This window comes from Metabacillus idriensis, assembly GCF_050483325.1.
Classification (GTDB): domain Bacteria; phylum Bacillota; class Bacilli; order Bacillales; family Bacillaceae; genus Bacillus_P; species Bacillus_P idriensis_A.
The window spans coordinates 89,007-112,956 of record NZ_JBCMYF010000032.1 but is presented as its reverse complement, the minus strand read 5'-3'; the positions used below and the strand labels follow the sequence as shown (position 1 = coordinate 112,956).

Below are 23,950 nucleotides of genomic sequence, written 5' to 3'. Positions count from 1 at the left end.
TCTGCGGTTTTCTACTTAGTAAGGGAGTTTTTGCATGAGCACGATCCTTAAGACAATTAGCGCTGGAGCCATCCTGCTGGCAGCCGTTTATTTTAGATTTATATACAGCAGTCCGTATGCTGCCACATGGGATCAGGTTGATTTTGCGCTGGCGCTGGACAGGTACGATCTGCTCGCCATGCAGCCGCATTTTCCAGGCTATCCTTATTTCATTCTCGGAGGAATGATTACACATATATGGGTGGATAACCCAGCGCAGGCACTGTCTATTTTTAATCAGACGATTGTTTTGTCTGCATGCATCCCCATCTATTTTTTAGCAAAACAGTACATCGGAGCTTTGCCGTCCTTAATGGTCGTCATGCTTCTTCAAACGAACAGCTATTTATCCATTCTCTCCGCTCAGCCAATGTCTGAAGGGGCTGCGATAGGAGTTTTATGGTGGTTTTTATGGGCTGTTTATCTCGCATTCAAAAAAAGCTCCATTTGGATGAAGCTTCTTCCGCTGTTCCTGTTCAGCCTGCTGCTGGGAATTCGGCTTTCTTACGCTCCGTTTGGGCTCGCCATCGTTTTTTTATGGATTCAGGATTATAAAGAAAGCAAGAATATGAGAAGGATTGCTGTTTTTGCGTTTGCAGCCGTGCTTTTTCAAAGTATTTGGATTGCTGGGCTGATTATGAGTGAAGGCAGCCTTTCTGGGTTTATCAAACTCTCTTATGGCTTTATTGCCGGCCATTTTACATCCTGGGGAGGAGCGGTTACAGAATCTGGGGAACCGATCTGGTCCCGTCTATACCGATTAACGGTGCAGAATGTTGGTTTTACAGGCATGATGTCGCAATCCTATCTCTTGCTCGCGGCAGCAGCAGGTGTGGTTGTCTGGATTTTCATGAGCCTGAACAAAGAATCAAGAACGGAATTTTTCAATCGTCATAAGCTGCTCCTAAGTTTGACGCTGGTCTATTTTCTCTGGAATTTGTTTGCGCAAAATATCGATAAACCCCGTCATTCCTTTCCGATTTCGATGCTGCTTCTGTTTGCCATATTTGTCTTTTTGGCAGGAAAGACAAAAAAAGGACAGATTGTTTTTATTATGCTTGCAGCCTTGCAGCTTGGTGTAAGTGTCCCTCTTTTAAAAGAGCAGGCCGAAAACAAGCCTGCCGTTTATCAAATGGCTGAGTACCTGGATGAGCAGGAGGAGCCTTTAATCGTTTACACATGGGAGGAGACACGTGTATTATCCTATTTATCTGTCCCATATGATCATAAACGCTACTACTCGTACCCTTACTTTCAAAAGGATGTATCCTATCAGGAAGGGAAGACCATTTATTTGACCAATCATCTTGCAGAAGGATTTGAAAAGCAGGGAATTGATTTAGCGGATCGGCTTGAAAAAACTAAGGAATTTCATTCAAACCCTCTTTTTGATCCGGTTTATGGAGAGATTGTTCTATACAGGCTCAAGTAGCGGTAAAAAAAAGGCTTGCTGCGGTCAGTAAGTAGTTCAGTTTTTGTGGAGAAACATTGTAAATGGCATATAAATTAGCATACATTTTAGCACAGTAATTCGCAGGGCTATTTTCGTTGATTTATCAACGTTTTATAAGATAATAACAATAAAAAAGCAAAGAAGTTGTCTCACTCTTACCTAAAGCTGAAGAATGGTGGAATTCAGAGAAAATAGCACGTATTATTAAGAAAAAAACGAAACAACAAGGTGACATCAATTTTGATTGATTATTTTAATGAGGGACAACTACTGAACGTAGTTTTTATTACTGATTTATTCTATATAAGGGAGTTTTAATTGAATAAGAACAACACATTCAATAACAAAAGCTTGGGATAACCCAAGCTTTTTGGTGTGTTAATTGTATTGTTAATTCGCTTGCTATTTATGTTGCGAAAACGTATGTTATTTAGGTTGCGTTTTTAAGTTTTCTCCACGTTAACGGAACTACTCATGCGGTCAGCAAGTCTTTCTTTTATTTCCACTCAAGAATCCCATTTAAATCAGAATAAATCGTGTCAGGGCTCAAACCAAGTTCCTCCTCCGGCAGTCCGCCGCGGTTGATCCAGGCCGTCCTGAATCCGAAGTTTTTTGCACCTGAAATATCCCAGCCGTTTGATGACATAAAAAGAACTTCTTCACGGTTTACTCCAAGCTCCTTCAGCACAAGTGTATAAGCGGCCGGTGAGGGTTTAAACTGCTTTCCTTCGTCGACGCTGATTACATAATCAAAGTATGGAGAAAGTCCTGATTGTTCGATCAGCGGATTCAGCATATCATGTGATCCATTTGAAAAGATGGCAAGCTTTTTATGATTCAGCTGAGATAACACCTTTTCAGTCTCAGGATAATGCGATAGCTTTGTATATTCTGCTAGTAAGGCGTCCTCATTTTCTTTCGAATCCTTTAACTCTAGTGAACGGATGGCATATCTTAATGAATCTCTCGTAATGGTCAAAAAGGGTTCATAACTGCCCATGATTTGCCGTAAAAAGGAATACTCCAGCTGTTTCTGACGCCAGACTTTGCTTAATTCTTCTCCTTTGCCCTCGTATAGCTCGTCTCCTTTTTTCTTCACGGAATGCACATCGAATAATGTTCCGTATACATCAAAAATAAATGCCTTTATTTCTTTTTTCATAGAGAACCGCCTTTCCCGATTTACTGTAATAATACCCTCTCACTTCATAAGTATAAACAGAATCTAATTATGGCAATTACTTGAACAAGACTTTTAATTATCTGAAAAAATGGAAGCATTCATAGTTGCTTATTTGTTTTACATTCATGTAAATTGATGGGTAACAAGTTTTTAAGAAAAGGTGATCGTTTGAAGGTAAATACAGCGAAATTTATTGCGGTTTTATCCGTACTGGCTACAGTCTTATGGATTTTTGGGCTGGGCTGGACGATTAACAGCTATTTTTTCAGCAAGCCGGATGCTGGAGTCCAATCAGATGCTGCTAATGAAGCAGAAGTCAGCAAATCAGATGAAGACTATCAAATTGTGGCACTTGGCGATTCATTGACGCGCGGAACTGGTGACCAGTCTGGCAAGGGGTATATTGGCTATTTAGTAGATGAGCTTAAAGATAAAACAGACCGGGATATTAAGCTTTCGAATTTAGCGATTAAAGGTCAGGTCTCTGATCAGGTAGTGAAGCAGCTTCAAAAACCGGAAATCAGAAGACAGGTCAGTGACGCAGATACAATTGTTATGACCATTGGCGGAAATGACCTTTTTCAAGGCGGACAGGCGCTTGAGAATTTGTCATCAGCGGAAAATGATCAGGCTAAAGCAAACTATTTAACAAACTTAAACAAAATCATTGGGGAGCTTCGCAAAGTAAATCCTGAAGCAGCTGTCTATTATGTGGGTCTTTACAATCCCTTTAATGACCTGGAGGATGCAAAAACAACTTCTGCCATTGTAAGGCAGTGGAATTTTGAATCTGCTGACATTGCAGCGAACTATCCAAAGGTTGTCATGGTTCCGACATTTGATCTTTTTGAGCAAAATGTAAACGATTATTTGTACAGCGACAAGTTTCATCCAAATTCAGAAGGATACAAGCTGATTGGAGAACGGCTGTCATCTTTAATCGTGTTCAGCAGGGAGGGGAAACAGGATGACTAGCTCAAACGAAACACTGGTGGTTGAAAATCTCCGGAAGAAAATAGGCAAAAAAGAAATCATCAAAGACATCTCTTTTCAGCTTGAAAGGGGAGAAGTGTTTGGATTTCTTGGTCCAAATGGCGCAGGCAAAACAACAACGATCCGCATGCTTGTCGGATTGATTAAAGCAACGTCAGGCAGGATTACCATCTGCGGCCATGATCTTAAATCCGATTTTTCAAATGCGATCAAAAATATCGGCTGCATTGTTGAAAATCCGGAGCTGTATCCTTATTTGACAGGACTTGAAAATCTTCACTATTTCTGGAGAATGGTTCCCGGCCTTCCTAAGGAGCGCATCGATGAAGTTGTAGAGCTTGTCGGCCTGCAAAACCGGATTGGCGACAGGGTGAGCACGTATTCGCTGGGAATGCGCCAGCGCCTTGGCATCGCACAGGCATTATTAGGCAAGCCGAACGTGCTGATCTTAGACGAGCCGACAAACGGACTCGATCCCGTCGGCATTAGAGAGATGCGGGAATTCATTCGCTTTTTAGCAGAAAAAGAGGGGTTGAGTGTCCTTGTTTCTTCTCATCTGCTCAGTGAGATTCAGTTAATGTGTGACAGGGTTGCAATCATTTCTAAAGGGTCCATTCTTAAAGTGGACACAGTCGAGCATCTTCTTGCTGAAAAAGAACGGGTCATCTGGAGACTCGATCCTTTTGAAAAAGGAAAGGCAATTTTGTCGGGAGAAACAGCCCTGCTAGCCGAATATGATGACCGAATCGTTACTTATAATGAGGAAGAAAGCATTCCCGTATGGAATGAGAAATTAGTTGGAGCCGGTGTAAAAGTGCGTGAGATTCAGACGAAATTGCCTACACTTGAAGATTTGTTTATCGAGCTGACTGAAGGTGAAACCATTGATTAATCTCGTTTTCAATGAAATGATCAAAATCATCCGGAAAAAGCGCCTTTTTATCATTGCGGGCATATTAGCAGTACTCGTCGGACTCTTTACATATGCACAAATGAAAGAAGCGAAAACCCTGCAGGAAGAATTGGGAACAACCGACTGGCGTTCTCAATTGCAGCAGGAAATTATCAATGCACAAAACAGATTGAGCTCTAGCGGCATCTCTGCAGAATGGAAGAAATACCTCCAAATCCGGATGGAGCAGCAGCAGTACTACTTGGATAATGACATTAATCCGAGCGCTCCGGGAGCACCCACTTTTATGAGGATGTTTGCCGAGAATTCAATTGATCTCCTGCTGCCGCTGATGGTCATGGTCATCGCAGCAGATCTTGTCTCCTCAGAGGCAACGAGGGGAACAATCAAACTGCTGTTAACAAGGCCGGTTAAAAGGTGGAAGATCTTATTAAGCAAGTACATCACATTAATTTTATCGGTCTCTTTTATCGTCTTATCGCTCGGAGTGCTGTCTTACCTCATATCAGGAACTGTTTTCGGATATGGAGGATGGAACATGCCGATCCTGACCGGGTTTACCGTTCAGGGAGAGGATTTGAACACCGATCAGGTACGATTGATAGCACAGTGGCAGTATATCTTAATGGAACTTGGATTAGTATGGTTCGTGGCCGTTGTCGTCGGAACCTTGACCTTTACACTCTCCGTACTTATGAAAAGCACTGCCTCTGTAATGGGAGTCATGCTTGCCGCATTGATTGCAGGAGCGATTTTGGCAAATATGGTCTCCTCATGGGATTCAGCCAAGTATTTTTTCATGGTCAACCTAAGACTGACCGATTACGTAGCCGGAATGGCCCCTCCTATCAACGGGATGACCCTGGGCTTCTCCATGAGTGTCCTCGGCATCTGGGCGGCAGCCGGACTGATTGTTTCGTTTATCGTGTTTTCACGCAGGGATATTTATTGAGTGACAGCCGCTTTGGAGCGGCTTTTTTTATTTGGCTCTTTTCTTAAGGGGTGTTGCTTTTAGGTTAGAAGTTATAACCATAAGAGGTGCAGCGGAAGGAATTTGACTTGTGGTTGATTCCACTTTTCAGTGCAAAAAACAATATCGAGGAATCATAGTATGCGGTTGATTCCACTTTTCCGTGCAAAAACTAAAATTGTGGAAACATAGCATGCGGTTGATTCCACTTTTCGGTGCAAAAACTAAAATTGTGGAACTATAGCATGCGGTTGATTCCACTTTTCGGTGCAATAAACAAAATCGTGGAACCATAGCATGTGGTTGATTCCACTGCAAAAAACAAAATTGTGGAAGCATAGCATGCATTTGATTCTACTTTACTTCACAATAACCAAATTTATAAAATGAAGTTTTCGGTTTATCTAATAAAAAAAATGGTTCTTGCAGGGTTATTAATCTATAAAAAAAGCACCCGCCAACTAAGCGGGTGCAAAAATGAGAATAGAACCTGAGAACGAATTGTAAAGCTTTTACTTTAAATTACTTAAACCTCCTGCGGAACCTGTAGTCCAAGTCCCAGAGCTACACGCTGGCCGAATTCGGGATCAGCTTTATATAGATGCGCGATCTGGCGCAGTTTAATTTCATCTTTCGTGACCGGAGCCATAGCTTCAACATAGTTTTGAACAAGACGGGCACGCTCTTCTTCACTTTGGAGGCGATAAAGGTCCCCAGGCTGAGTGTAGTGATCATTATGATCATAAGATACACTGTCTGCAAAACCTTGAACAGGATATGCCGCCTGTTTGTTTTCAGCAGATTCTGCTGGTCCGCCGTAGCTGTTCGGCTCGTAATAGACAGACCCGCCGCCGTTGTTGTCAAAACGCATTTGACCGTCGCGCTGGTACGTATTGACTTCGTTTTTAGGACGATTAATCGGCAGGGCCTGATGGTTCGCGCCTACACGGTATCGGTGTGCATCATGGTAGGCGAACAAACGGCCTTGAAGCATTTTGTCCGGAGATACGTCGACTCCAGGGACAAGTGTTCCAGGTGAGAATGTAGCCTGCTCGACTTCTGCAAAGTAGTTTTCCGGATTGCGGTTTAGAACCATGCGGCCAACCTCAATTAACGGATAGTCTTTTTGAGACCATACTTTAGTGACATCGAATGGATCGAAGCGGTAAGTGTCCGCATCTTCTAAAGGCATGATCTGCACGTACATTTTCCATGCAGGGAAATCGCCTTTTTCAATGGCATTAAACAAGTCTTCTGTGTGGTAGTCCGGATTTTCTCCGGCAATTTTAGCTGCAAGCTCCGGAGCAAGGTTTTGAATGCCTTGTTCTGTTTTAAAGTGGTATTTGATCCACACGCCGTCTCCTTCCGTATTTGTCCACTTAAATGTATGGCTTCCAAAGCCGTGCATATGACGGAATGTTGCCGGAATACCCCGGTCAGACATCAAGATTGATACTTGATGAAGAGATTCAGGTGATAGAGACCAGAAATCCCAAACAGCATCTGGATTTTTCAAGTGTGTTTGCGGATGGCGCTTTTGTGTGTGGATGAAATCAGGGAATTTAATTGCATCGCGAATGAAGAAAACCGGCGTATTGTTTCCTACCAGGTCATAGTTGCCTTCTTCTGTATAGAATTTCAAAGCAAATCCGCGCGGGTCGCGCACTGTATCAGCTGAACCATTTTCTCCCGCTACCGTTGAAAAACGGACGAACATAGGTGTACGTTTACCCACTTCTGATAAGAAATTTGCTTTTGTATATTTTGTTACATCATTTGTTACTTCAAAATAACCATGTGCTCCTGCACCTTTTGCATGAACGACGCGCTCAGGCACACGTTCTCTGTTAAAGTGTGCAAGCTTCTCTAAAAGGTGGACATCCTGAATTAATGTTGGACCGCGAGAACCTGCTGTTATTGAATTCTGGTTGTCACCGACAGGAGCACCCCAACTAGTAGTAAGATTTTTTCTCTCATTACTCATAAATCGATTCACCTCATAGTTTTATAGTATTAAACCCATTTACAATGATAACATCTCTCAATAAAAAATCAATACTATTTTATAATTATTATAAATAAATAGTTTGTAAAATAGTTTGAATATTCAATGAAATTTTTGTCTCTTTTTATTAATGAAAAATATGGGGTATGTAAATCATAAATATATCTTGCAAATGTTGAAATGATTTGAAATAATTAATATATGAACATATACTCATATAAAGAAGGAATGGAGGGGTTGAAAATGGGGCACTCACATCATCATCACGGCCATGAGGGACATCATCACCACCATACAAGCAATAAAAAGGCGCTCCTGCTTGCATTTTCCATTATCGCTCTTTTCATGATTGTGGAAGTGATCGGGGGATTACTCACAAATAGTCTTGCGCTGCTGTCTGATGCGGGACATATGCTCAGTGACGCGGCAGCATTAGGTTTAAGCTATCTTGCAATGACTTTTGGAGCAAAAGGCGCTTCAGCATCTAAAACGTTCGGTTATAAAAGGTTTGAAATTTTGGCTGCCTTTATTAACGGTCTTACATTAATCATTATTGCCCTCTATATATTTGCAGAAGCCTATCAGCGTTTTATCGATCCGCCTGAGGTCATCAGTTCCGGCATGCTCTTGATTTCGAGTATTGGCCTGCTTGTCAATATTGCGGCTGCTTTTATCCTGATGCGCGGAGATAAGGATGAGAATCTGAATGTAAGAAGTGCTTTCCTGCACGTTATTGGCGATATGCTTGGTTCTGTGGGCGCAATTATCGCGGCTCTGCTTATTATGTTTTTTGGCTGGGGCCTCGCAGATCCGATCGCAAGTATTATTGTTGCGGTGCTGATAATCATCAGCGGTTTCCGCGTGACGAAGGATTCTTTTCATATTTTAATGGAAGGTGCACCTGGGAATTTGAAAACGGATGAAATACGGGCTGCTCTCATGACAATGGAGGAAGTATGCGGCGTACATGATTTGCATGTATGGTCAATTACGTCAGATTTCCCAGCGCTGAGCTGTCATTTAGTGGTAGAGAGCGGGGAGAATCAGCAGGACTTATTGAAAAAAGCCAACAAGATTTTGCATGATCAATTTGGACTTCATCATACAACGATTCAGATTGATCGAAAAGATTCAGCCTGCTGCGGGGATGATCATTGTAATTAGAAGGTTTTCGCCTGTTTTTTTCTGTAAAAATGATGAATGGTGTCAGTCCGATTAGTACTGCGACTTTTCAAGGGTCAAAGCTTGAAAAGTGGTATCACTCTCGGTAGTGCTGCCATTTTAAATTGTTCAAAGCTTGAAAAGTGGCGTCACTCTCGGTAGTGCTGCCATTTTAAATGGTTCAAAGCTTGAAAAGTGGCGTCACTCTCAATAGTGATGCCAATTTTAATGGTTCAAAGCTTGAAAAGTGGCGTCACTCTCAGTAGTGCAGCCATTTTTCACGGTTCAAAGCTCAAAAAGTGGCATCATCATCCCTAGTGCTGCCACGGGACAGCCCCTTTTACGGTGTTCTGTTCTTAGTGTAATTTCATTTTTAAAATATGCGAGGGTTGGATATATCAGCCTGATTAGGCGGCTCCGCTTTTCGGTTTGTCCAGCTCCTCAGCCAGAACGGATCCGCCAGTCAAGGCAAAAAGCGCCTTTTCTGTCGGATCCTTATCTGTCTTTCGGAGCTAAACGGGCGGTTCCGCTTTTCGGTTAATGACGAGCATGCTCAATCATCTGTTTCAAAAGCCCGATAACGTGTTCGTCGTCATGTGAATAGTATAAAGTTGTCCCTTCGCGGCGGAATTTGACGAGGCGCAGGTTTTTCAGAAAGCGCAGCTGGTGGGATACGGTTGATTGGAGAAGAGATAATGATTCGGCAATTTCATTTACGGATCGTTCCCCTTGGGTAAGCAGGTTTAATATACGAAGCCGTGTCGGGTCTGACAGCGCCTTAAAGGTCTGTGAAGCGATGAAGAGGGTTTCTTCGTCCAGATCTTGAAACGTGTCTGCATCTATTTTTTCTTTTTTCATTGTGAGTCTCCTTCTGACTTCTTATGTAATTATTATAGGAAAGATTATTTATTTATACAAACATTCAAATTATTGTTTGACTGTTCCTGCTGCCCTGCATATACTTTAATCAAATGAACGTTTGAATGAAAAGGATGTGATGAAGTGAAGCTGCAGGATGTATGTGAAATAACCTGTGTGGATTCGGAAAAAGTGGAACGGGTTAAGAATAAGCTTCGAGGGCAGGAAACGGCTAATGTGGCGAAAATCTATAAAGCCCTTGCTGATGATACCCGATTGAAAATTGCTTATGCGCTTTTAGAAGAAGAGGAGCTATGTGTCTGTGATGTGGCGAATATCGTCGGGGCTACGACCGCGACTGCATCGCATCATTTAAGACTTTTGAAAAATACGGGGCTTGCTAAGTTCCGCAAAGAAGGAAAGCTGGTCTATTATTCATTGGATGATGATCATGTAAAGCAGCTGATTCAGCTTGCTTTTGAACATCAGGGGGAGATGAGCATTCGTGGGAGCAGAACAAACGGCTGAAAAAAATGTGTACCGGGTTCAGGGATTTACTTGTGCAGGCTGTGCCGGAAAATTCGAACGCAATGTAAAAGAACTTGATGGCGTTAGTGATGCCAAAGTGAATTTCGGTGCCGCTAAATTAACGGTGATCGGCAATGCGAGCATTCGCGATATTGAAAAAGCAGGTGCGTTCGAGCATCTTAAGATTCTTCCTGAAAAGGGAGCCGTTCAAGCTCCTAAAGAAACATTCCTTAAAAAATACGGAGCCCTTCTGGTATCAGCACTGTTCATAGCGATGGGCTATTATTCATTGTTTTCCTATGGCGAAGAAAGTGTCCCGTCTATAGCAGCATTTTTGGCTGCCATCGTCATTGGGGGATACTCACTGTTTATCACGGGGTTTAAAAATTTGATTCGGCTTGAGTTTGATATGCGAACGCTCATGACGATCGCGATTATCGGTGCCGCCATTATTGGGGAATGGAGCGAAGGGGCTGTTGTGGTTATCCTGTTTGCCATCAGTGAAGCTCTGGAATCCTATTCGATGGACCGGGCGCGCAAGTCCATTCGCTCGTTAATGGATATCGCTCCAAAAGAAGCGTTAATCAGACGAAACGGTATTGAAAGCTCCATTTCCGTTGATGAAATTGAAGCCGGCGATATCATGATCGTGAAGCCGGGCCAGAAAATTGCCATGGATGGAGTTGTTGTTAAAGGGGTATCGGCTGTTAATCAGGCATCCATCACGGGTGAATCACTCCCCGCAGAAAAAGAACCTGGGGCAGAAGTGTTTGCAGGAACTCTTAACGAAGAAGGCTTGCTTGAAGTAAAGGTTACGAAGCTCGCTGATGATACAACGATTGCGAAAATCATTCATCTAGTAGAAGAAGCTCAGGCGGAACGCGCACCATCGCAGGCATTTGTAGACAAGTTTGCAAGGTGGTATACACCTGTGATTATGGCGATTGCCTTTTTAGTCGCTGTTCTTCCGCCGCTGTTTTTCGGCGGAATGTGGGATACTTGGATTTATCAGGGATTAGCCGTCCTGGTTGTCGGCTGTCCGTGTGCACTTGTTATCTCAACACCTGTTTCCATTGTTACGGCCATTGGGAACGCAGCGAGAAATGGAGTGTTGATCAAAGGCGGTATTTACCTTGAAGAATTAAGCCGAATTAAGGCGGTGGCGTTTGATAAAACAGGCACTTTAACAAAAGGGGCACCTGTGGTTACCGATTTTGACGTTTTACTGCCTGGAATTTCACAAGATGACTTATTTAAATTGGTAAGTGCGCTTGAATATAGGTCACAGCATCCGCTTGCTTCTGCGTTTATAAAAAAAGCAGAGCAGCAGGAGCTGGATTATAAATCTCTAATCGTAGATGAATTCGCGTCCATCACTGGAAAAGGCATCAAAGGAAAAATTGATCAAGAGTGGTACTATGTTGGAAATGTTTCGCTGTTTGAAGAGATGACTGGGCGTCCACTAGAAGGAGAAGTAAGAAACAAGGTTGATTCTTTGCAGAAACAGGGGAAAACAGTCATGCTCGCTGGTACAAATGAAGTGCTGCTTGCTGTATCGGCCGTTGCAGACGAGATCCGTGAAAGCAGTGTCCGCGTTGTGAAGCAGCTAAAAGAGCAAGGCATTCAAAAGACCATCATGCTGACGGGTGATCACGCAAGTACCGCGGCAGCAATCGGACATCAGTTGGAAGTGTCTGAGATTCATGCTGAGCTCCTTCCTCAGCATAAACTGGATGCCGTGAAAAAGATACAAGGTGAATACGGTAAAGCCGCAATGGTGGGGGATGGCGTAAATGATGCCCCCGCTCTTGCTGCAGCTTCTGTTGGCATCGCGATGGGAGGGGCCGGGACGGATACGGCTCTTGAAACAGCAGATGTTGCCCTAATGGGAGATGATCTGAAAAAACTGCCTTTTGCGATTGAACTGAGCCGCAAAACGCTTGTCATTATTAAGCAGAACATTGCCTTTGCCTTAGGGCTTAAACTGCTTGCCCTGCTACTCGTTGTTCCAGGATGGCTGACATTATGGATTGCGATTTTTGCAGATATGGGAGCGACTTTGCTTGTCACGCTTAATGGATTGAGGCTTTTAAGAGTGAAGGAAAAGAAAGACAGCTAGCATGAACCGATTAGAGGTTCATGCTCCTTTTTATTTTGTTGGGATGGCAAGAAATTTGGCCTTCCGCTTGAGAAAAATGACAGCTGGAATTCGGGGATAGCCGCTAAATCAGAAAATCTTCCGGCTGAAGAAAATCAATATGCTAAAAAGAAAAACTCCAGCTTCTAGAGCCGGAGCAGAATGGTCATTTTCTAACGAATCAGTAAACAGCCGATTTTCTAATTAAAATGAGGTGTCAGTATCTCTTTTAAAATCGCGGCACTTTTCCTGAATTTATCCTGTTCTTCAGCATTCAGGTCAAGCTCAATAATGTCGCGGATTCCCTCGCGGTTAATTACAGCGGGGACTCCGATATAGACATCTTTTTCTCCGTATTGTCCGTCAAGATGGCCAGAAACGGTCAGGACGCAATTTTCATTGTGAAGGATGGCTTTCGTCATGCGGACAAGCCCCATTGCGATTCCATAATAGGTTGCCCCTTTTCGATTAATAATCTGATAGGCTGCATCCCGTACGTTTTTAAAGATTTCATCTAAGTCTTCTTTTTTATAGGCTTCGCTGCGTTCAATCATCTTCATGACAGGGATTCCGCCGATATCTGCAGAGCTGTAAACAGGAAGCTCGCTGTCTCCGTGCTCACCGATTATGTAGGCATGAACGTTATTTGGAGCTATTTTAAAATAGTCGCCAAGCAGATAGCGGAAGCGGGAAGTATCAAGGATGGTTCCTGAACCTATCACCCGTTCTTTCGGCAGTCCGCTGAATTTCCATGTTGCGTAGGCAAGGATATCCACTGGATTCGTTGCTACTAGAAATATTCCCTGGAATCCGGATTTCATCACGCTTTCGGTAATTTCTTTGAATATGGCCAGGTTTTTCGCTACAAGATCAAGGCGGGTTTCGCCTTTCTTCTGATTAGCTCCTGCACAAATGACAACAATATCTGCGTGTTTGCAATCCCCGTATTCTCCGAGACGGATGGCGGTAGGATTTGGTGCAAACACTTTTCCGTGGTTAAGATCCATTACATCGCCAAGCGCTTTTTCGGCATTAGCATCAATTAAAATCAGTTCATCAGCTATTCCTTGATTCATGAGAGCGAATGCGTAGCTGGAACCGACAAATCCGGTACCAACCAAGACTACACGGTTTATCTTTTCTTGTGCCATTGTACAACACCCTTTCCTTGAATTGTGAAATACTTCACAATATAATTTTACCTTATTAAGGAAGAAATGTCTATTAAAATTACAAATTGTCATCGATTTATAAAAACTTTACTTATTTACAGCGGTGTTAGGTTTTTTAACATATAATTATAAAAATTTTTAGAAAATTAGTTGACTTGAGAAAAATATACGTTAAAATAGAAAATAATTAACTTGTGTTATATTTTATAACATACAATGTTATAAGAAGAGCAATAGGAGGACGTTAATTTGGATTCTATTTATCTGTTAAATAGTTTATGGGTGGTTCTGGGGGCAATTTTGGTTATTCTCATGCAGGGCGGATTCATTTTGCTTGAAGCAGGATCTACACGCATGAAAAATGCCGGTCATATTGCCGGTAAGACGATTTTTACATTTGGCCTTGCATCACTTGTGTTTTGGGCTGTGGGCTTTGGATTTATATTTGGGGACAATGCCAATTTCTTTGTAGGTTTATCCCACTTTTTCTATTCAGGATATGAACTTGAAGGAATGAATCTTTCTTCATCTGTCTTCTTTTTGTTCCAGCTTGCTTTTGCCGGAATTGCGATAACCATTGCGCTTGGAGGATTTGCAGAGCGGGCTAAATTGTCAATTTATCTTGTCTTTACGGTGCTTTTCTCAGCTCTTGTCTATCCAGTGGTAGCACATTGGATCTGGGGCGGAGGCTTTCTTGCTGAGCACGGTAAACAAGATTTTGCCGGTTCCACGGTTGTCCATTTAACAGGTGCAATGGCTGCATTTGCTGCAACCATTTTACTGAAGCCGCGTATTGGGAAATTCAATCAGGATGGTTCTGCCAATAACATTTTTGGCCATAATCAAGTGTTTACAGCTTTAGGGGTTTTGGTGCTGTGGATTGGATGGTTTGGATTTAACGCTGCAAGCACACTTGGAGTTGAGGATGGATTTTTCGGATATGTTGCGCTGAATACGAATCTTGCTGCGGCAGCTGGTGCAGTTGCGTCGCTCATCGTTTCATGGGCAGTACTTGGGAAATCAGATGTGCCGACGATGCTTAATGGTGCACTCGCGGGTCTTGTAGCAATTACAGCATCATGTGCGTTTGTAGATACGTGGGCAGCCGTTCTGATCGGTTTTATTGCTGGAATCCTAGTTTTTTATAGTGTGAGATTTTTCGAAAAGAGAAAGATAGATGATCCAATCTACGCGCTATCTGTTCATGGAGCAGCTGGGGTATGGGGTACGATTTCAACAGGGTTTTTCGCAACACCTGAACTTGCGACAGTTGGAAAGCCGGGATTATTTTATGGCGGAGGCTTTGAACAATTAGGGGTTCAGGTCATGGGTGTCGGCGTATCGGGAGCTTATGCCTTTGCCGTTTCGTTTATCATCCTTTTTGCTGCTAAAAAGCTGATGGGCGGTCTGCGTGTAACAGAAGAAGAAGAAATTATGGGGCTTGATATGAGTGAGCATGGAAGTTACGGCTATCCTGAAGTATTCTTATCAAAAGAGGATAAGATCAGCTCTTAATTCGGGAGCGAAAGGGAAGTGCTGTAAATGGGAGAAAGCTACGAATCAATTCGTTCATGGAAAGATGAAGAGATTTATAAATATACAACTGATACGCAATCATTAAATCAATTTCATGATAAAGTCATGCGGGCGGTTTTTGAAGTATCTCTGCAAAAGCTGAAGGAGGAAAAAGGGACTCCTCCTTCACCCTTTTCATGGTTTGTGATGGGGAGTGCAGGGAGATTTGAACAGGGGGTCATCAGTGATCAGGATCATGGAATGGTTTATGAAAAAAGCGGTGCGGACACAGATCAGTACTTTCTGGCGTTTGGAAAAGAGATTTCCTTAGGACTTCATCTTGCAGGGTATCCTTATTGCGAAGGAAAAGTCATGAGCTCAAATCCTGTCTGGTGCAAAACACTTGGAGCATTTGAAGAACAGCTTTTAAAATGGATGGATGAAATCAGCTTTGAGTCTATGAGGTATCTGCAGATATTTGTAGATGCAAGAGTGCTTGCGGGAGAAGAAGCATTTATTGGTCATTTAAAAAAAGTAATTCATGAGTGCCGGAAAAAGTCTCCTAAGCTATTAAAACGGTTTATGGATAATATCATGCATCTCAAACCTTCTGTTGGTCCACTTGGGCAAATCTTCACCGAAAGCAGCGGTCCCTATCAGGGATCACTCAATTTAAAGCAAGCGGCCTTTTTACCTTATGTAAATGCAGTTAGAATTCTTGCCATTAAAGAAGGAGTGTTAGCTGCCTCCACATTGGAGCGGATTGATGAGCTCAGCAAAGATGAGTTTTATCGAAATGAGCTTTGCGAATATAAAAAGAGTTTTGTTAATCTGCTGCAATTTCGAATGTCTAATTTAAAGAGAATCAAAGAATACGATGATGTTCATTACCTTCCCATTAAGCAGCTCGGCCGTGCAGAGAAAAAAGAAATGAAAACCATTCTGAAAAACGGAAAAAAACTGCATCACTTTGTACAGGGAATCATTGAAAAGGGTGTTCATCAATGAAGTCGAATCCGTTCGTTCATTTTATTAGAGAGGTGCACGGGAAGTTTCAAACGAGCGTTTTTGGAACGGCTCAAAGCGGACAAAACTCCCAGCAAATCGCATTTCTGCGTCAGCTGCAGCGCGAAATGAAAGCGGAAGAGGCGCTGTCGGTTCCGCTGGATGAATTGGATGTAGTGGTTTTTGATATTGAAACAACCGGTTTTTTTCCAGAGCAGGGGAACGAAATCATTTCCATCGGTGCAGTGAAGGTGAGCGGGTGCACGCTGCAGGAAGATGAACGTTTCTACTCGCTTGTCAGACATGAAAATGGAATGTCTGATGAAATCAGTGTGTTAACTGGGATTAGAAATGATGATTTAAAGGATGCTCCTTCCCTTGAAGAAGCCATGATTGAATTTTTTAAGTTCGTAAAAAGTGATACTCTTGTTGCCCATCACTCTTCGCATGAAAAAAACTTCATGCAGCATGCAAGCAGGAAACTGTTCCGCGCAGCGTTCAAGCACCGGATTGTAGACACGTCTTTTTTATACCGCATTGCTGAACCAAATGCGGAGTTTGTAAGACTTGAAGACTGGTGTGATCATAAAGAGATTCCTGTTATAGACCGTCACCATGCATTAGGCGATGCGATTTTGACAGCAAAACTTTGGTGTAAATACGTTGAGGACGTAAAAGGACTGGGCTGCAGAAACCTGCGGGATATTTACGAACGGATTGCCATACTGTGATGAAAACATTACTTCAGTAAAAGGAGTAATGTTTTTTTATATGGATGGTTCAAATTGTATATTTTAGGGGTAAGGTAAATTATAGACATTTTAAGTCGAGGGGGAAAAGGTTTGAAGCAGGCAATGTTAATTGTAAATCCATCTTCAGGCAAAGAAAAAGGAACTGAATATACGGAACATGCTTTAAAAACGATGAGGAACATGGGTTATGAAACAGAGCTTCGCGAAACAAAAGGCGAGGGAGATGCTATGGATTTTGCCAGGGAAGCCTGTGAACGGAAGCTTGATTTTGTTGCGGCAATGGGCGGAGACGGCACGATAAATGAAGCAATAAACGGGATTGCGGAACAGGATCACCGGCCTTTATTCGGTTTAATCCCCCTCGGTACGGTAAATGATTTTGCAAGAGCCCTCAATATTCCGCTTGATCCTGAAGAGGCCATTTCTGTTATGGAGCAGCAGCACACAAGAAAAACAGATGTTGGGAAAATCAATGATCGATATTTTATTAATATAGTAGCTGTCGGAGCTTTAGCTGAAGCATCTTTTTCTACACCAGTTGAGCAGAAAACAAAACTTGGCCCGCTTGCCTACATCATTGAAGGAGTAAAAAAGATGAAGGAGAAGCAGCCTTTTGAACTCCGGGTCCAATCAGATGAGGGTATCTGGGAGGGGGAGGCTTTGCTGATGCTTATAGCCCTGACAAACTCGGTCGGCGGATTTGAAACGATCGCACCTGAAGCAGAGGTAAACGACGGCATGCTTCACGTCATCATCATTAAAGATGTTGCCCTGCCGCAATTTCTGCTCCTGCTTCCGAAAATCATGACCGGTGAGCTTGCAAGCAGCGAGCATGTTGAATACTTGAAGGTGCCAATGATAGAAGCTTCCTCCACTTATGAAATGATTGCGAACGTTGACGGTGACGAAGGGGATAAGCTTCCGGTAAAAGTGGAAAATCTGAGAAGACACATTGAAATACTGGTTCCAAAGGAAGAATAGGAGGTTCGTTATATGAATATAACGATTACGGAACAAGCTAAAAGCAAGTTAAGTGAAATACCTGATGATAAGCTGATCCAGCTATCTTTTGACCGGGGCAGCTGTGATATTGTGAATACGCTGTATGAAATAAAGGTCATTAATAAAAGAGAAACTGAACCGTATGAAAAAGTGATTACATCAGAAAAGCTGGATTTTATCGTTGATGATGACTTTGAAGATGCTTATGATCATGAGCTGACGATTGATTACTCGAACCATTTTTTTGTCTTTAAAAATAAGAATCAGACTTTTAATAATAGAATAGGACTGCGGTACGTTTAAAAGAAGGAAGAGAGCTTCCTTCTTTTTGTTCTTTTTATTAATGGCTCATTTAGTGAATATTGCTGCTTTTAGACTATATGTTAAATTCTTAAGTGGATTGCAGCGGATAAACTTGACTCATGCGGGAAAATAGAGGGAAATGGGAGACCCCGCAGGCGCGAGAAGGCTCCCACCCTCCCCGCGGAAAGCAAGTTCCTGAAGCAGAAAGAAACGGCCAGCATTAATAATCAAATACAACAATTTATGCGAAAACAGACTTTATAAAAGACAAATTGTTCAGAAAAAAGATATTGCAAACGTTATCAAGATGAAGTATCATTCAATCAAAGGGATCCGAAACGTTTTGGAGGAAAGTATTTTGACGACAATTAAGGACATTGCGAAGGCCGCAGGAGTATCCATTACGACTGTTTCAAGAGCATTGAACGGCTATTCGGATGTGAATGAAAAGACGAGACAAAAAATTTCCAGAATCGCTAAAGAATTAAACTACAGTCCTAATACGCTTGCCCGGGGATTGGTCATGAAGAAATCAAAAACCATCGGTATGCTCGTTTCAGGCATGGACCGCGTCAGTTCGAAGGATAATTTCACCTTTGAAGTCCTGTCAGGGGTTAATGAATGCATTTCTGAGCGGGATTACGATCTGGTGCTTTTCAGTACAACGACAACAAAACAGCGGGAGAAAACCTATTCCCAGCTTTGCAGGGAACGGCGGGTAGATGGAGCCATCCTTCAAGGAATGAAAATCGATGATCCATATTTAAAAGAGGTTGTTGAGAGTGATATTCCCTGTATGCTCATTGATATCCCCATTGCATCAAACAGTGTTGGCTATGTGACGACAGATAATGTGCTCGGAGCAAAGCGGGCTGTTGAACATTTAATCAGCCTGGGACATACAAAAATCGCTTTGATTAATGGCCATGATCAGGCATATGTCAGTAAACAAAGGCTAAAAGGCTATTTAGATGCACTAAAGGAAGCAAAGCTTGAAGGGAAAGAAGACTGGATCGTCAGCGGTGATTTTTCTGAGGAGAAAGCGGAATTGGTTACTGAAAGGCTTCTCTTAGAACACCCTGAAATAACAGCCGTTTTTTGTGCAAGTGATTTAATGGCACTTGGCGCCATGAAAAGTGCGAAAGCATCAGGAAAAGATGTTCCAGAAGGCCTGTCTGTTATCGGCTATGACAACATTCTGCTTGCTGCCTACTCAAATCCCGCACTAACGACAATTGCCCAGAATAAATTTGAACTTGGCTACCAGGCCGCAAATTCTCTGATTGATATGCTTGAAGGAAAAAGCGGATCAAATGTCATAACCCTTAAAACGGACTTGATCATTAGAGATTCAACCAAAAAAAACCACAGATCATAAGTGGTTGCACATAAAATCCGAAACGTTTCGGAAGCAGAAATAATCACCTATATTTTTTTCTGTAAATCCGAAACGTTTCGGAATATCAAGGAGGACAAAGATGGACTACCGTGTGATAAAAGAAAATGACTTATTTTTGCTGACAGATACAAATGGGAATATCCCTGAAAACCATCCTTACGGTTTAGGGCTTTATACAAAAGACACACGTTTTTTAAGTAAACTCGATTTGAAGATTAATGGGGAAGATCCTATTTTGCTTTCATCTGACGCAGATCAAAACTATAAAGCTAATATTCTCTTAACAAATCCCCATATGGAAGATGACGGAGAACTGATTTTATGGAGGGAATCTGTAGAGATCGAACGGTCACGATTCATTTATGATGATGTTCTATATGAAGAGATTAAAGTGAAAAACTATTTTCCAAAGCCTGTTAAATTTGAAATCAGCATCCATGCTGATGCTGATTTTCTGGATATGTTTGTTGTCCGCGGATTTCAAAATGGAGATCTTGGCAGCAGAACTGGCCAATCGGCTGAAGGAAATACCCTTTCCTTTCACTATGCAGGAGCGGACAATGTGAATCGCAGCACATTGATTACGTGGGATAAAGCAGCAAAAAAAGTTGATGAAAAAGGAAAAATCGATTTTGAATTTGAATTAGCTCATTCTGAGACAGACAAAGTCACACTTGCGATTCGTCCGCAAATCGGGGAAGAAAAACCAAACACTGCTGCACAAAAAGATGAGGCAATGCGCAAGCTTGAAGAATCGTATCAGGTGTGGAATGAAAAAGCAGCAAGCATCAAAACCGATTTTGCCCCGCTTCAGCGTCTTGTGGACCGCGGATTGAATGATATGAGGGTTTTGCTGACAGATGTAGGATTTGGACCATTTCCAGTTGCCGGGCTGCCTTGGTTTGGCGTTCCATTTGGACGTGACAGCTTAATTGCAGCTTTGCAGATCCTTCCATTTCAACCTGACATTGCAAAAGGAACACTGCTAACGATGGCGCATTATCAAGGTCAGAATTTGGATCCATGGAGAGATGAGCAGCCGGGTAAAATCATGCATGAAATTCGTTTCGGAGAACTCGCTGCTACAGGTCAAATCCCGTTTACTCCTTATTACGGAACGGTTGATGCCACACCGCTGTTTTTGATTCTTTTATCAGAGTATGTGAAGTGGACAGGTGACACGGAATTTGCTTTGAGTCTTGAGAAGACAATTGAGAACGCTTTAATGTGGATCGATGAATATGGAGACCGTGACAAAGATCTTTTTGTGGAATACCATCAGGAATCAAGCAAAGGCATTGCGAATCAAGGCTGGAAGGATTCAGGCGATTCTGTCGTTCACAGAAATGGAGAATACGCAAAAACGCCTATAGCACTTGCAGAGGTGCAAGGATATGTTTATCAGGCCAAAATGGGACTCGCTGATATCTTTGAAAACATCAATCAAACAGAACGTGCAGAGCAGCTTCGCAGACAGGCGAACTCGCTCAAGGAAAGATTTGATGAGGAATTCTGGATGGAGGATGTTCAGTTCTATGCCATCGCACTTGATGAAAAGAAAGAACAGGTCGGAACGATTACCTCAAATCCAGGTCACGTTTTATTTTCGGGAATGCTGAATGAAGATCGGGCAAAAGCTGTAACTGAGATGCTTGTCTCCCCTAAGATGTTTTCTGGATACGGAATCCGGACGATGGCTGAAGGCGAAGCAGGCTACAACCCGATGAGCTATCACGATGGAAGCATCTGGCCGCATGATAACAGCATCTCTCTTCTGGGGATGAGCAAGACGGGGTATCAGCAAGAAGCAGGCAAAGTAATGAACGGGCTAATTGATGCTGCAGCTCATTTCGAATATGACCGTCTGCCGGAACTTTTCTGCGGATACGACAGCTTGGGCGGCAAAGCTGTGAAATACCCTGTGGCCTGTTCACCTCAAGCATGGGCAGCAGGTACACCGCTTGTCTTTATCCAGTCGATGCTGGGGTTATTTCCAGACAGCTTAAAGAAGGAAATCACCTTATCGCCGGTATTATTGGATGGCATGAATTCGCTGGATGTTCAAAATATCTCAATCGGAGAAGGGCACTTATCAATCGCAGTCACTCGCAGCGGAGAGACCTTTACATTGGAAGTTCTAAAGAACACAACAGGATATTCTTTAAAATCATCTGGAACACTTGTCCAAAAATAAGCAGGTTTACTTCAATCTTTTGGAAGGCAGCTTCCTTTAGATCATAAAAAGCAATGGAAGGGGAAACGGCAATGAAATCAAGAAAATGGTTAGCGGGGTTCGGAGTTGCTTCTATGTTATTTACAGGAGCTTTGGCAGGATGCAGTTCTGATGAAACATCCAAAGAGGGCGCAGACGGAGAAAAAGTGGAAGTGACGCTTGCTGGATGGGGCGGAAATCCGACTGAGGAAAAGCTGTTAAAGCAAACGATTGAAGATTTTGAAGCGAAGCATCCTAAAATTGATGTCAAGCTTGAGGTTATTACAGAACAGTATATGGATGTTATTAAAACACGCTTGATCGGCGGAGAAGGACCGGACGTTTTTTATTTGGACGCATTTGAAGCTCCTGGTCTGATTGAAACGGGCGTTATTGAACCTTTAGATGAGTATGTTACAGAGGATTTTGACGTTGAAGACTTTGAAAAGCCATTATTGGAAGCATTTATATCTGAGGATAAAACGTACGGTTTCCCAAAAGACTATTCGACTTTAGCGCTTTTTTACAACAAAAAAATGCTTGCTGATGCTGGCGTAGAGGTTCCTAAAACGTGGGAAGAGTTTCGCGAGGCATCCAAAAAACTAACGAAAGACGGGCAATACGGATTTGGCGTTGCGCCTGAGCTTGCACGCCAATACTGGGTGGCTGAATCACTTGGCGGCGATGTGGTAAAAGAGGATAAAGCAAATTTTGCCTCTGACGAAGTGGTAGAAGCATTAAAACCGGTTATCGATATGCACAATGTCGATAAATCAGCGGTTGAAGCAAAAGAAGTAGGTGCAACTTGGGGCGGAGAGATTTTCGGCCAGCAAAAAGCGGCTATGGTCATTGAAGGCAACTGGGCAATCCCGTTTTTAGCGGATACATTCCCTGATGTAGAGTACGGAACAGCTGAGCTGCCGGCGATCAATGGTGAAAAATCAACGATGGCTTACAGTGTTGCTTATGTCATGAATGCTGCTTCTGAAAAGAAAGAAGCGTCATGGGAGCTGCTTTCATACCTGACGGGAAAAGAAGGCATGGAGACATGGACCAGCAAAGGCTATGCTTTGCCTACACGTAAATCCGTTGCAGAAAAGCTTGGCTATGACAAAGACGAGCTGCGCGGACCGCTTGTAGCAGGCGCTTCTTATGCAACTGTATGGTCAGAAGGCTCAAACCTGCCTATTATCGTGAACAACTTCAACAACCAATTCATGAGTGCATTCCTTGGCGACCGCCCGCTTGAAGAAGCATTAAAAGAAGCGGAAAAACAGGCAAACAGCGAAATCGACTCAAAATAAGAAAAAGAGGCTGAGAAAAGGGAAATGCTTGTTTCCCTTTTCTTCTTTAAAATCTGCACTGGTTCTTTCTGACGAAGTCCTTTTTACTTCCTCAGAAAGAGTTTGTGCAGGATTTACTTAAAGTGGGGGGCGTGGATAACAAAATGAAAAATCAATTTTCCAAACGAACATTAAGAGAGGCTGGACAAGGCTACTTTTTCATGTCGCCTTCATTGTTTGTCTTACTATTATTTATCATCGGTCCCATTTTTTATATTGTCTTTCTTTCGTTTCATAAAGTGCAGCTGCTCGGAACGGCAAGCTATGATTTCGTAGCATTTGAAAATTTCACGAGAATCCTTGATGACACAAGGGCGCAGATTGCTTTATGGAATACATTTAAATATGTAGTAATTGTTGTTCCCTGTCAGACGATTCTCGCGCTGATCCTTGCGGCAACATTAAATGCAGGAATGAAGGGTCAAACATTCTTTAGAATTGTGTACTTTCTGCCTACCCTGACATCGTCTGCTGTATTAACTTTGATTTTTATGTGGATGTACAATAAGAATGGATTAATCAACAATGTATTAGATACACTCGGTTTGCCGACCTATAACTTCCTAGGAGACCCGAATATCGCACTGAACGCGATTATGATTATGAATATATGGTCCACAGCACCATTTTTCATGGTTATTTATTTGGCAGCTCTGCAGGATATTCCCGACTCACTTTATGAAGCAGCGGAGCTTGACGGGGCTAATACCTTACAGAAATTCTTGAAAATTACGGTACCGCACTTGCGCCCGGTCACATCATTCGTCGCGATCATGGGCTTAATCGGAACATTCCAGCTTTTTGATCAGTCCTACATTTTCTCGGCAGGATCAGGGGGACCGGATAATTCAACCTTAACCGTTGTTCTTTTAGTTTATCAGTATGCGTTTAAAAATCTCGGAACGATGGGATACGCGGCGGCTCTAGTTCTGCTGCTTGCGATTGTGATTCTTGTGGCGACATTGCTGCAGCGGAAATTTTCAAAAGAAGAGTCACTCTACTAAAAG

The 23,950-nt window shown here is 42.6% G+C and carries 20 protein-coding genes; 16 read left to right on the top strand and 4 right to left on the bottom strand.

The genetic code is table 11. The annotated features are described in order from the left end of the window. The first annotated feature begins 34 nt into the window (after window positions 1-34). Window positions 35-1,471 (top strand): hypothetical protein, encoded by a 1,437-nt coding sequence (locus tag ABEQ24_RS18455; protein ID WP_430008172.1) that lies wholly within the window; start codon window positions 35-37, stop codon window positions 1,469-1,471. A gap of 517 nt (window positions 1,472-1,988) precedes the next feature. Here ABEQ24_RS18455 and ABEQ24_RS18450 read toward each other — a convergent pair. After that, a complete protein-coding gene (locus ABEQ24_RS18450) occupies window positions 1,989-2,654 on the bottom strand; it encodes a haloacid dehalogenase type II (RefSeq protein ID WP_430008171.1) in 666 nt (221 codons plus the stop codon). Window positions 2,655-2,843: 189 nt separating this feature from the next. On the opposite strand from ABEQ24_RS18450, the gene ABEQ24_RS18445 reads away from it, so the two are divergent. The 3 genes from ABEQ24_RS18445 to ABEQ24_RS18435 are packed head-to-tail and all read left to right on the top strand — an operon-like array spanning window position 2,844 to window position 5,533. Further along, window positions 2,844-3,650: an SGNH/GDSL hydrolase family protein gene (locus ABEQ24_RS18445; RefSeq protein ID WP_430008170.1), complete on the top strand. Its 807-nt coding sequence runs from the start codon at window positions 2,844-2,846 to the stop codon at window positions 3,648-3,650. Beyond that, a complete protein-coding gene (locus ABEQ24_RS18440) occupies window positions 3,643-4,560 on the top strand; it encodes an ABC transporter ATP-binding protein (RefSeq protein WP_430008169.1) in 918 nt (305 codons plus the stop codon). The genes ABEQ24_RS18445 and ABEQ24_RS18440 overlap by 8 nt, the downstream gene beginning before the upstream one ends. Beyond that, complete coding sequence (locus ABEQ24_RS18435) at window positions 4,553-5,533, top strand: ABC transporter permease (protein ID WP_430008168.1); 981 nt, start codon at window positions 4,553-4,555, stop codon at window positions 5,531-5,533. The genes ABEQ24_RS18440 and ABEQ24_RS18435 overlap by 8 nt, the downstream gene beginning before the upstream one ends. A gap of 544 nt (window positions 5,534-6,077) precedes the next feature. Here ABEQ24_RS18435 and katA read toward each other — a convergent pair. Further along, window positions 6,078-7,535: a catalase KatA gene (gene katA / locus ABEQ24_RS18430; protein ID WP_430008167.1), complete on the bottom strand. Its 1,458-nt coding sequence runs from the start codon at window positions 7,533-7,535 to the stop codon at window positions 6,078-6,080. A 264-nt stretch (window positions 7,536-7,799) separates the two neighbouring features. Here katA and ABEQ24_RS18425 point away from each other — a divergent pair, with 264 nt between their 5' ends. Continuing rightward, a complete protein-coding gene (locus ABEQ24_RS18425; RefSeq protein ID WP_430008166.1) occupies window positions 7,800-8,720 on the top strand; it encodes a cation diffusion facilitator family transporter in 921 nt (306 codons plus the stop codon). Window positions 8,721-9,254: 534 nt separating this feature from the next. Here ABEQ24_RS18425 and ABEQ24_RS18420 read toward each other — a convergent pair. Next, window positions 9,255-9,575, bottom strand: coding sequence for an ArsR/SmtB family transcription factor (locus tag ABEQ24_RS18420; protein WP_430008165.1), 321 nt, complete (start codon window positions 9,573-9,575; stop codon window positions 9,255-9,257). A 144-nt stretch (window positions 9,576-9,719) separates the two neighbouring features. Here ABEQ24_RS18420 and ABEQ24_RS18415 point away from each other — a divergent pair, with 144 nt between their 5' ends. Both ABEQ24_RS18415 and ABEQ24_RS18410 read left to right on the top strand, forming a co-directional pair. Beyond that, entirely contained in the window at window positions 9,720-10,103 is a 384-nt protein-coding gene (locus ABEQ24_RS18415; RefSeq protein ID WP_430008164.1) for an ArsR/SmtB family transcription factor, read from the top strand. Beyond that, the gene (locus ABEQ24_RS18410) at window positions 10,081-12,222 is read left to right on the top strand and encodes a heavy metal translocating P-type ATPase (RefSeq protein WP_430008163.1); all 2,142 of its coding nucleotides are present in this window, start codon (window positions 10,081-10,083) and stop codon (window positions 12,220-12,222) included. The genes ABEQ24_RS18415 and ABEQ24_RS18410 overlap by 23 nt, the downstream gene beginning before the upstream one ends. A 218-nt stretch (window positions 12,223-12,440) precedes the next feature. Here the strand turns inward: ABEQ24_RS18410 and ABEQ24_RS18405 are convergent, their stop codons facing one another. After that, the gene (locus ABEQ24_RS18405; RefSeq protein WP_430008162.1) at window positions 12,441-13,391 is read right to left on the bottom strand and encodes an L-lactate dehydrogenase; all 951 of its coding nucleotides are present in this window, start codon (window positions 13,389-13,391) and stop codon (window positions 12,441-12,443) included. Window positions 13,392-13,661: 270 nt separating this feature from the next. Between ABEQ24_RS18405 and ABEQ24_RS18400 the strand changes: the two genes are divergently transcribed. From ABEQ24_RS18400 to ABEQ24_RS18360, 9 genes are all read left to right on the top strand, one after another. Beyond that, window positions 13,662-14,927, top strand: a complete 1,266-nt coding sequence (locus ABEQ24_RS18400; protein ID WP_430008161.1) for an ammonium transporter — start codon at window positions 13,662-13,664, stop codon at window positions 14,925-14,927. A 27-nt stretch (window positions 14,928-14,954) separates the two neighbouring features. Then, window positions 14,955-15,935: a DUF294 nucleotidyltransferase-like domain-containing protein gene (locus ABEQ24_RS18395; RefSeq protein WP_430008160.1), complete on the top strand. Its 981-nt coding sequence runs from the start codon at window positions 14,955-14,957 to the stop codon at window positions 15,933-15,935. Then, window positions 15,932-16,663: an exonuclease domain-containing protein gene (locus ABEQ24_RS18390; RefSeq protein ID WP_430008159.1), complete on the top strand. Its 732-nt coding sequence runs from the start codon at window positions 15,932-15,934 to the stop codon at window positions 16,661-16,663. Before ABEQ24_RS18395 ends, ABEQ24_RS18390 begins: the two co-directional genes overlap by 4 nt. Window positions 16,664-16,774: 111 nt before the next feature. Next, entirely contained in the window at window positions 16,775-17,665 is an 891-nt protein-coding gene (locus tag ABEQ24_RS18385; RefSeq protein ID WP_430008158.1) for a YegS/Rv2252/BmrU family lipid kinase, read from the top strand. A 12-nt stretch (window positions 17,666-17,677) separates the two neighbouring features. Next, a complete protein-coding gene (locus ABEQ24_RS18380; RefSeq protein ID WP_430008157.1) occupies window positions 17,678-17,989 on the top strand; it encodes an iron-sulfur cluster biosynthesis family protein in 312 nt (103 codons plus the stop codon). A 358-nt stretch (window positions 17,990-18,347) separates the two neighbouring features. Beyond that, window positions 18,348-19,367, top strand: a complete 1,020-nt coding sequence (locus ABEQ24_RS18375; protein ID WP_430008156.1) for a LacI family DNA-binding transcriptional regulator — start codon at window positions 18,348-18,350, stop codon at window positions 19,365-19,367. Between the two features lie 100 nt (window positions 19,368-19,467). Further along, window positions 19,468-21,582 carry an amylo-alpha-1,6-glucosidase gene (locus ABEQ24_RS18370; RefSeq protein ID WP_430008155.1) on the top strand — a complete coding sequence of 705 codons (2,115 nt, stop codon included), beginning with the start codon at window positions 19,468-19,470 and terminating at the stop codon, window positions 21,580-21,582. Window positions 21,583-21,653: 71 nt separating this feature from the next. Then, entirely contained in the window at window positions 21,654-22,904 is a 1,251-nt protein-coding gene (locus tag ABEQ24_RS18365) for an ABC transporter substrate-binding protein (RefSeq protein WP_070877049.1), read from the top strand. A gap of 143 nt (window positions 22,905-23,047) precedes the next feature. Next, entirely contained in the window at window positions 23,048-23,947 is a 900-nt protein-coding gene (locus ABEQ24_RS18360) for a carbohydrate ABC transporter permease (protein ID WP_430008154.1), read from the top strand. Window positions 23,948-23,950: the final 3 nt, after the last annotated feature.

Excerpts from the sequence above, each read along its gene's own strand:
- ABEQ24_RS18455 (WP_430008172.1), top strand. The coding sequence starts at position 35 with ATGAGCACGATCCTTAAGACAATTAGCGCTGGAGCCATCCTGCTGGCA.
- ABEQ24_RS18450 (WP_430008171.1), bottom strand. The coding sequence starts at position 2,654 with ATGAAAAAAGAAATAAAGGCATTTATTTTTGATGTATACGGAACATTA.
- ABEQ24_RS18440 (WP_430008169.1), top strand. The coding sequence starts at position 3,643 with ATGACTAGCTCAAACGAAACACTGGTGGTTGAAAATCTCCGGAAGAAA.
- katA (WP_430008167.1), bottom strand. The coding sequence starts at position 7,535 with ATGAGTAATGAGAGAAAAAATCTTACTACTAGTTGGGGTGCTCCTGTC.
- ABEQ24_RS18425 (WP_430008166.1), top strand. The coding sequence starts at position 7,800 with ATGGGGCACTCACATCATCATCACGGCCATGAGGGACATCATCACCAC.
- ABEQ24_RS18420 (WP_430008165.1), bottom strand. The coding sequence starts at position 9,575 with ATGAAAAAAGAAAAAATAGATGCAGACACGTTTCAAGATCTGGACGAA.
- ABEQ24_RS18405 (WP_430008162.1), bottom strand. The coding sequence starts at position 13,391 with ATGGCACAAGAAAAGATAAACCGTGTAGTCTTGGTTGGTACCGGATTT.
- ABEQ24_RS18395 (WP_430008160.1), top strand. The coding sequence starts at position 14,955 with ATGGGAGAAAGCTACGAATCAATTCGTTCATGGAAAGATGAAGAGATT.
- ABEQ24_RS18390 (WP_430008159.1), top strand. The coding sequence starts at position 15,932 with ATGAAGTCGAATCCGTTCGTTCATTTTATTAGAGAGGTGCACGGGAAG.
- ABEQ24_RS18380 (WP_430008157.1), top strand. The coding sequence starts at position 17,678 with ATGAATATAACGATTACGGAACAAGCTAAAAGCAAGTTAAGTGAAATA.
- ABEQ24_RS18370 (WP_430008155.1), top strand. The coding sequence starts at position 19,468 with ATGGACTACCGTGTGATAAAAGAAAATGACTTATTTTTGCTGACAGAT.
- ABEQ24_RS18365 (WP_070877049.1), top strand. The coding sequence starts at position 21,654 with ATGAAATCAAGAAAATGGTTAGCGGGGTTCGGAGTTGCTTCTATGTTA.
- ABEQ24_RS18360 (WP_430008154.1), top strand. The coding sequence starts at position 23,048 with ATGAAAAATCAATTTTCCAAACGAACATTAAGAGAGGCTGGACAAGGC.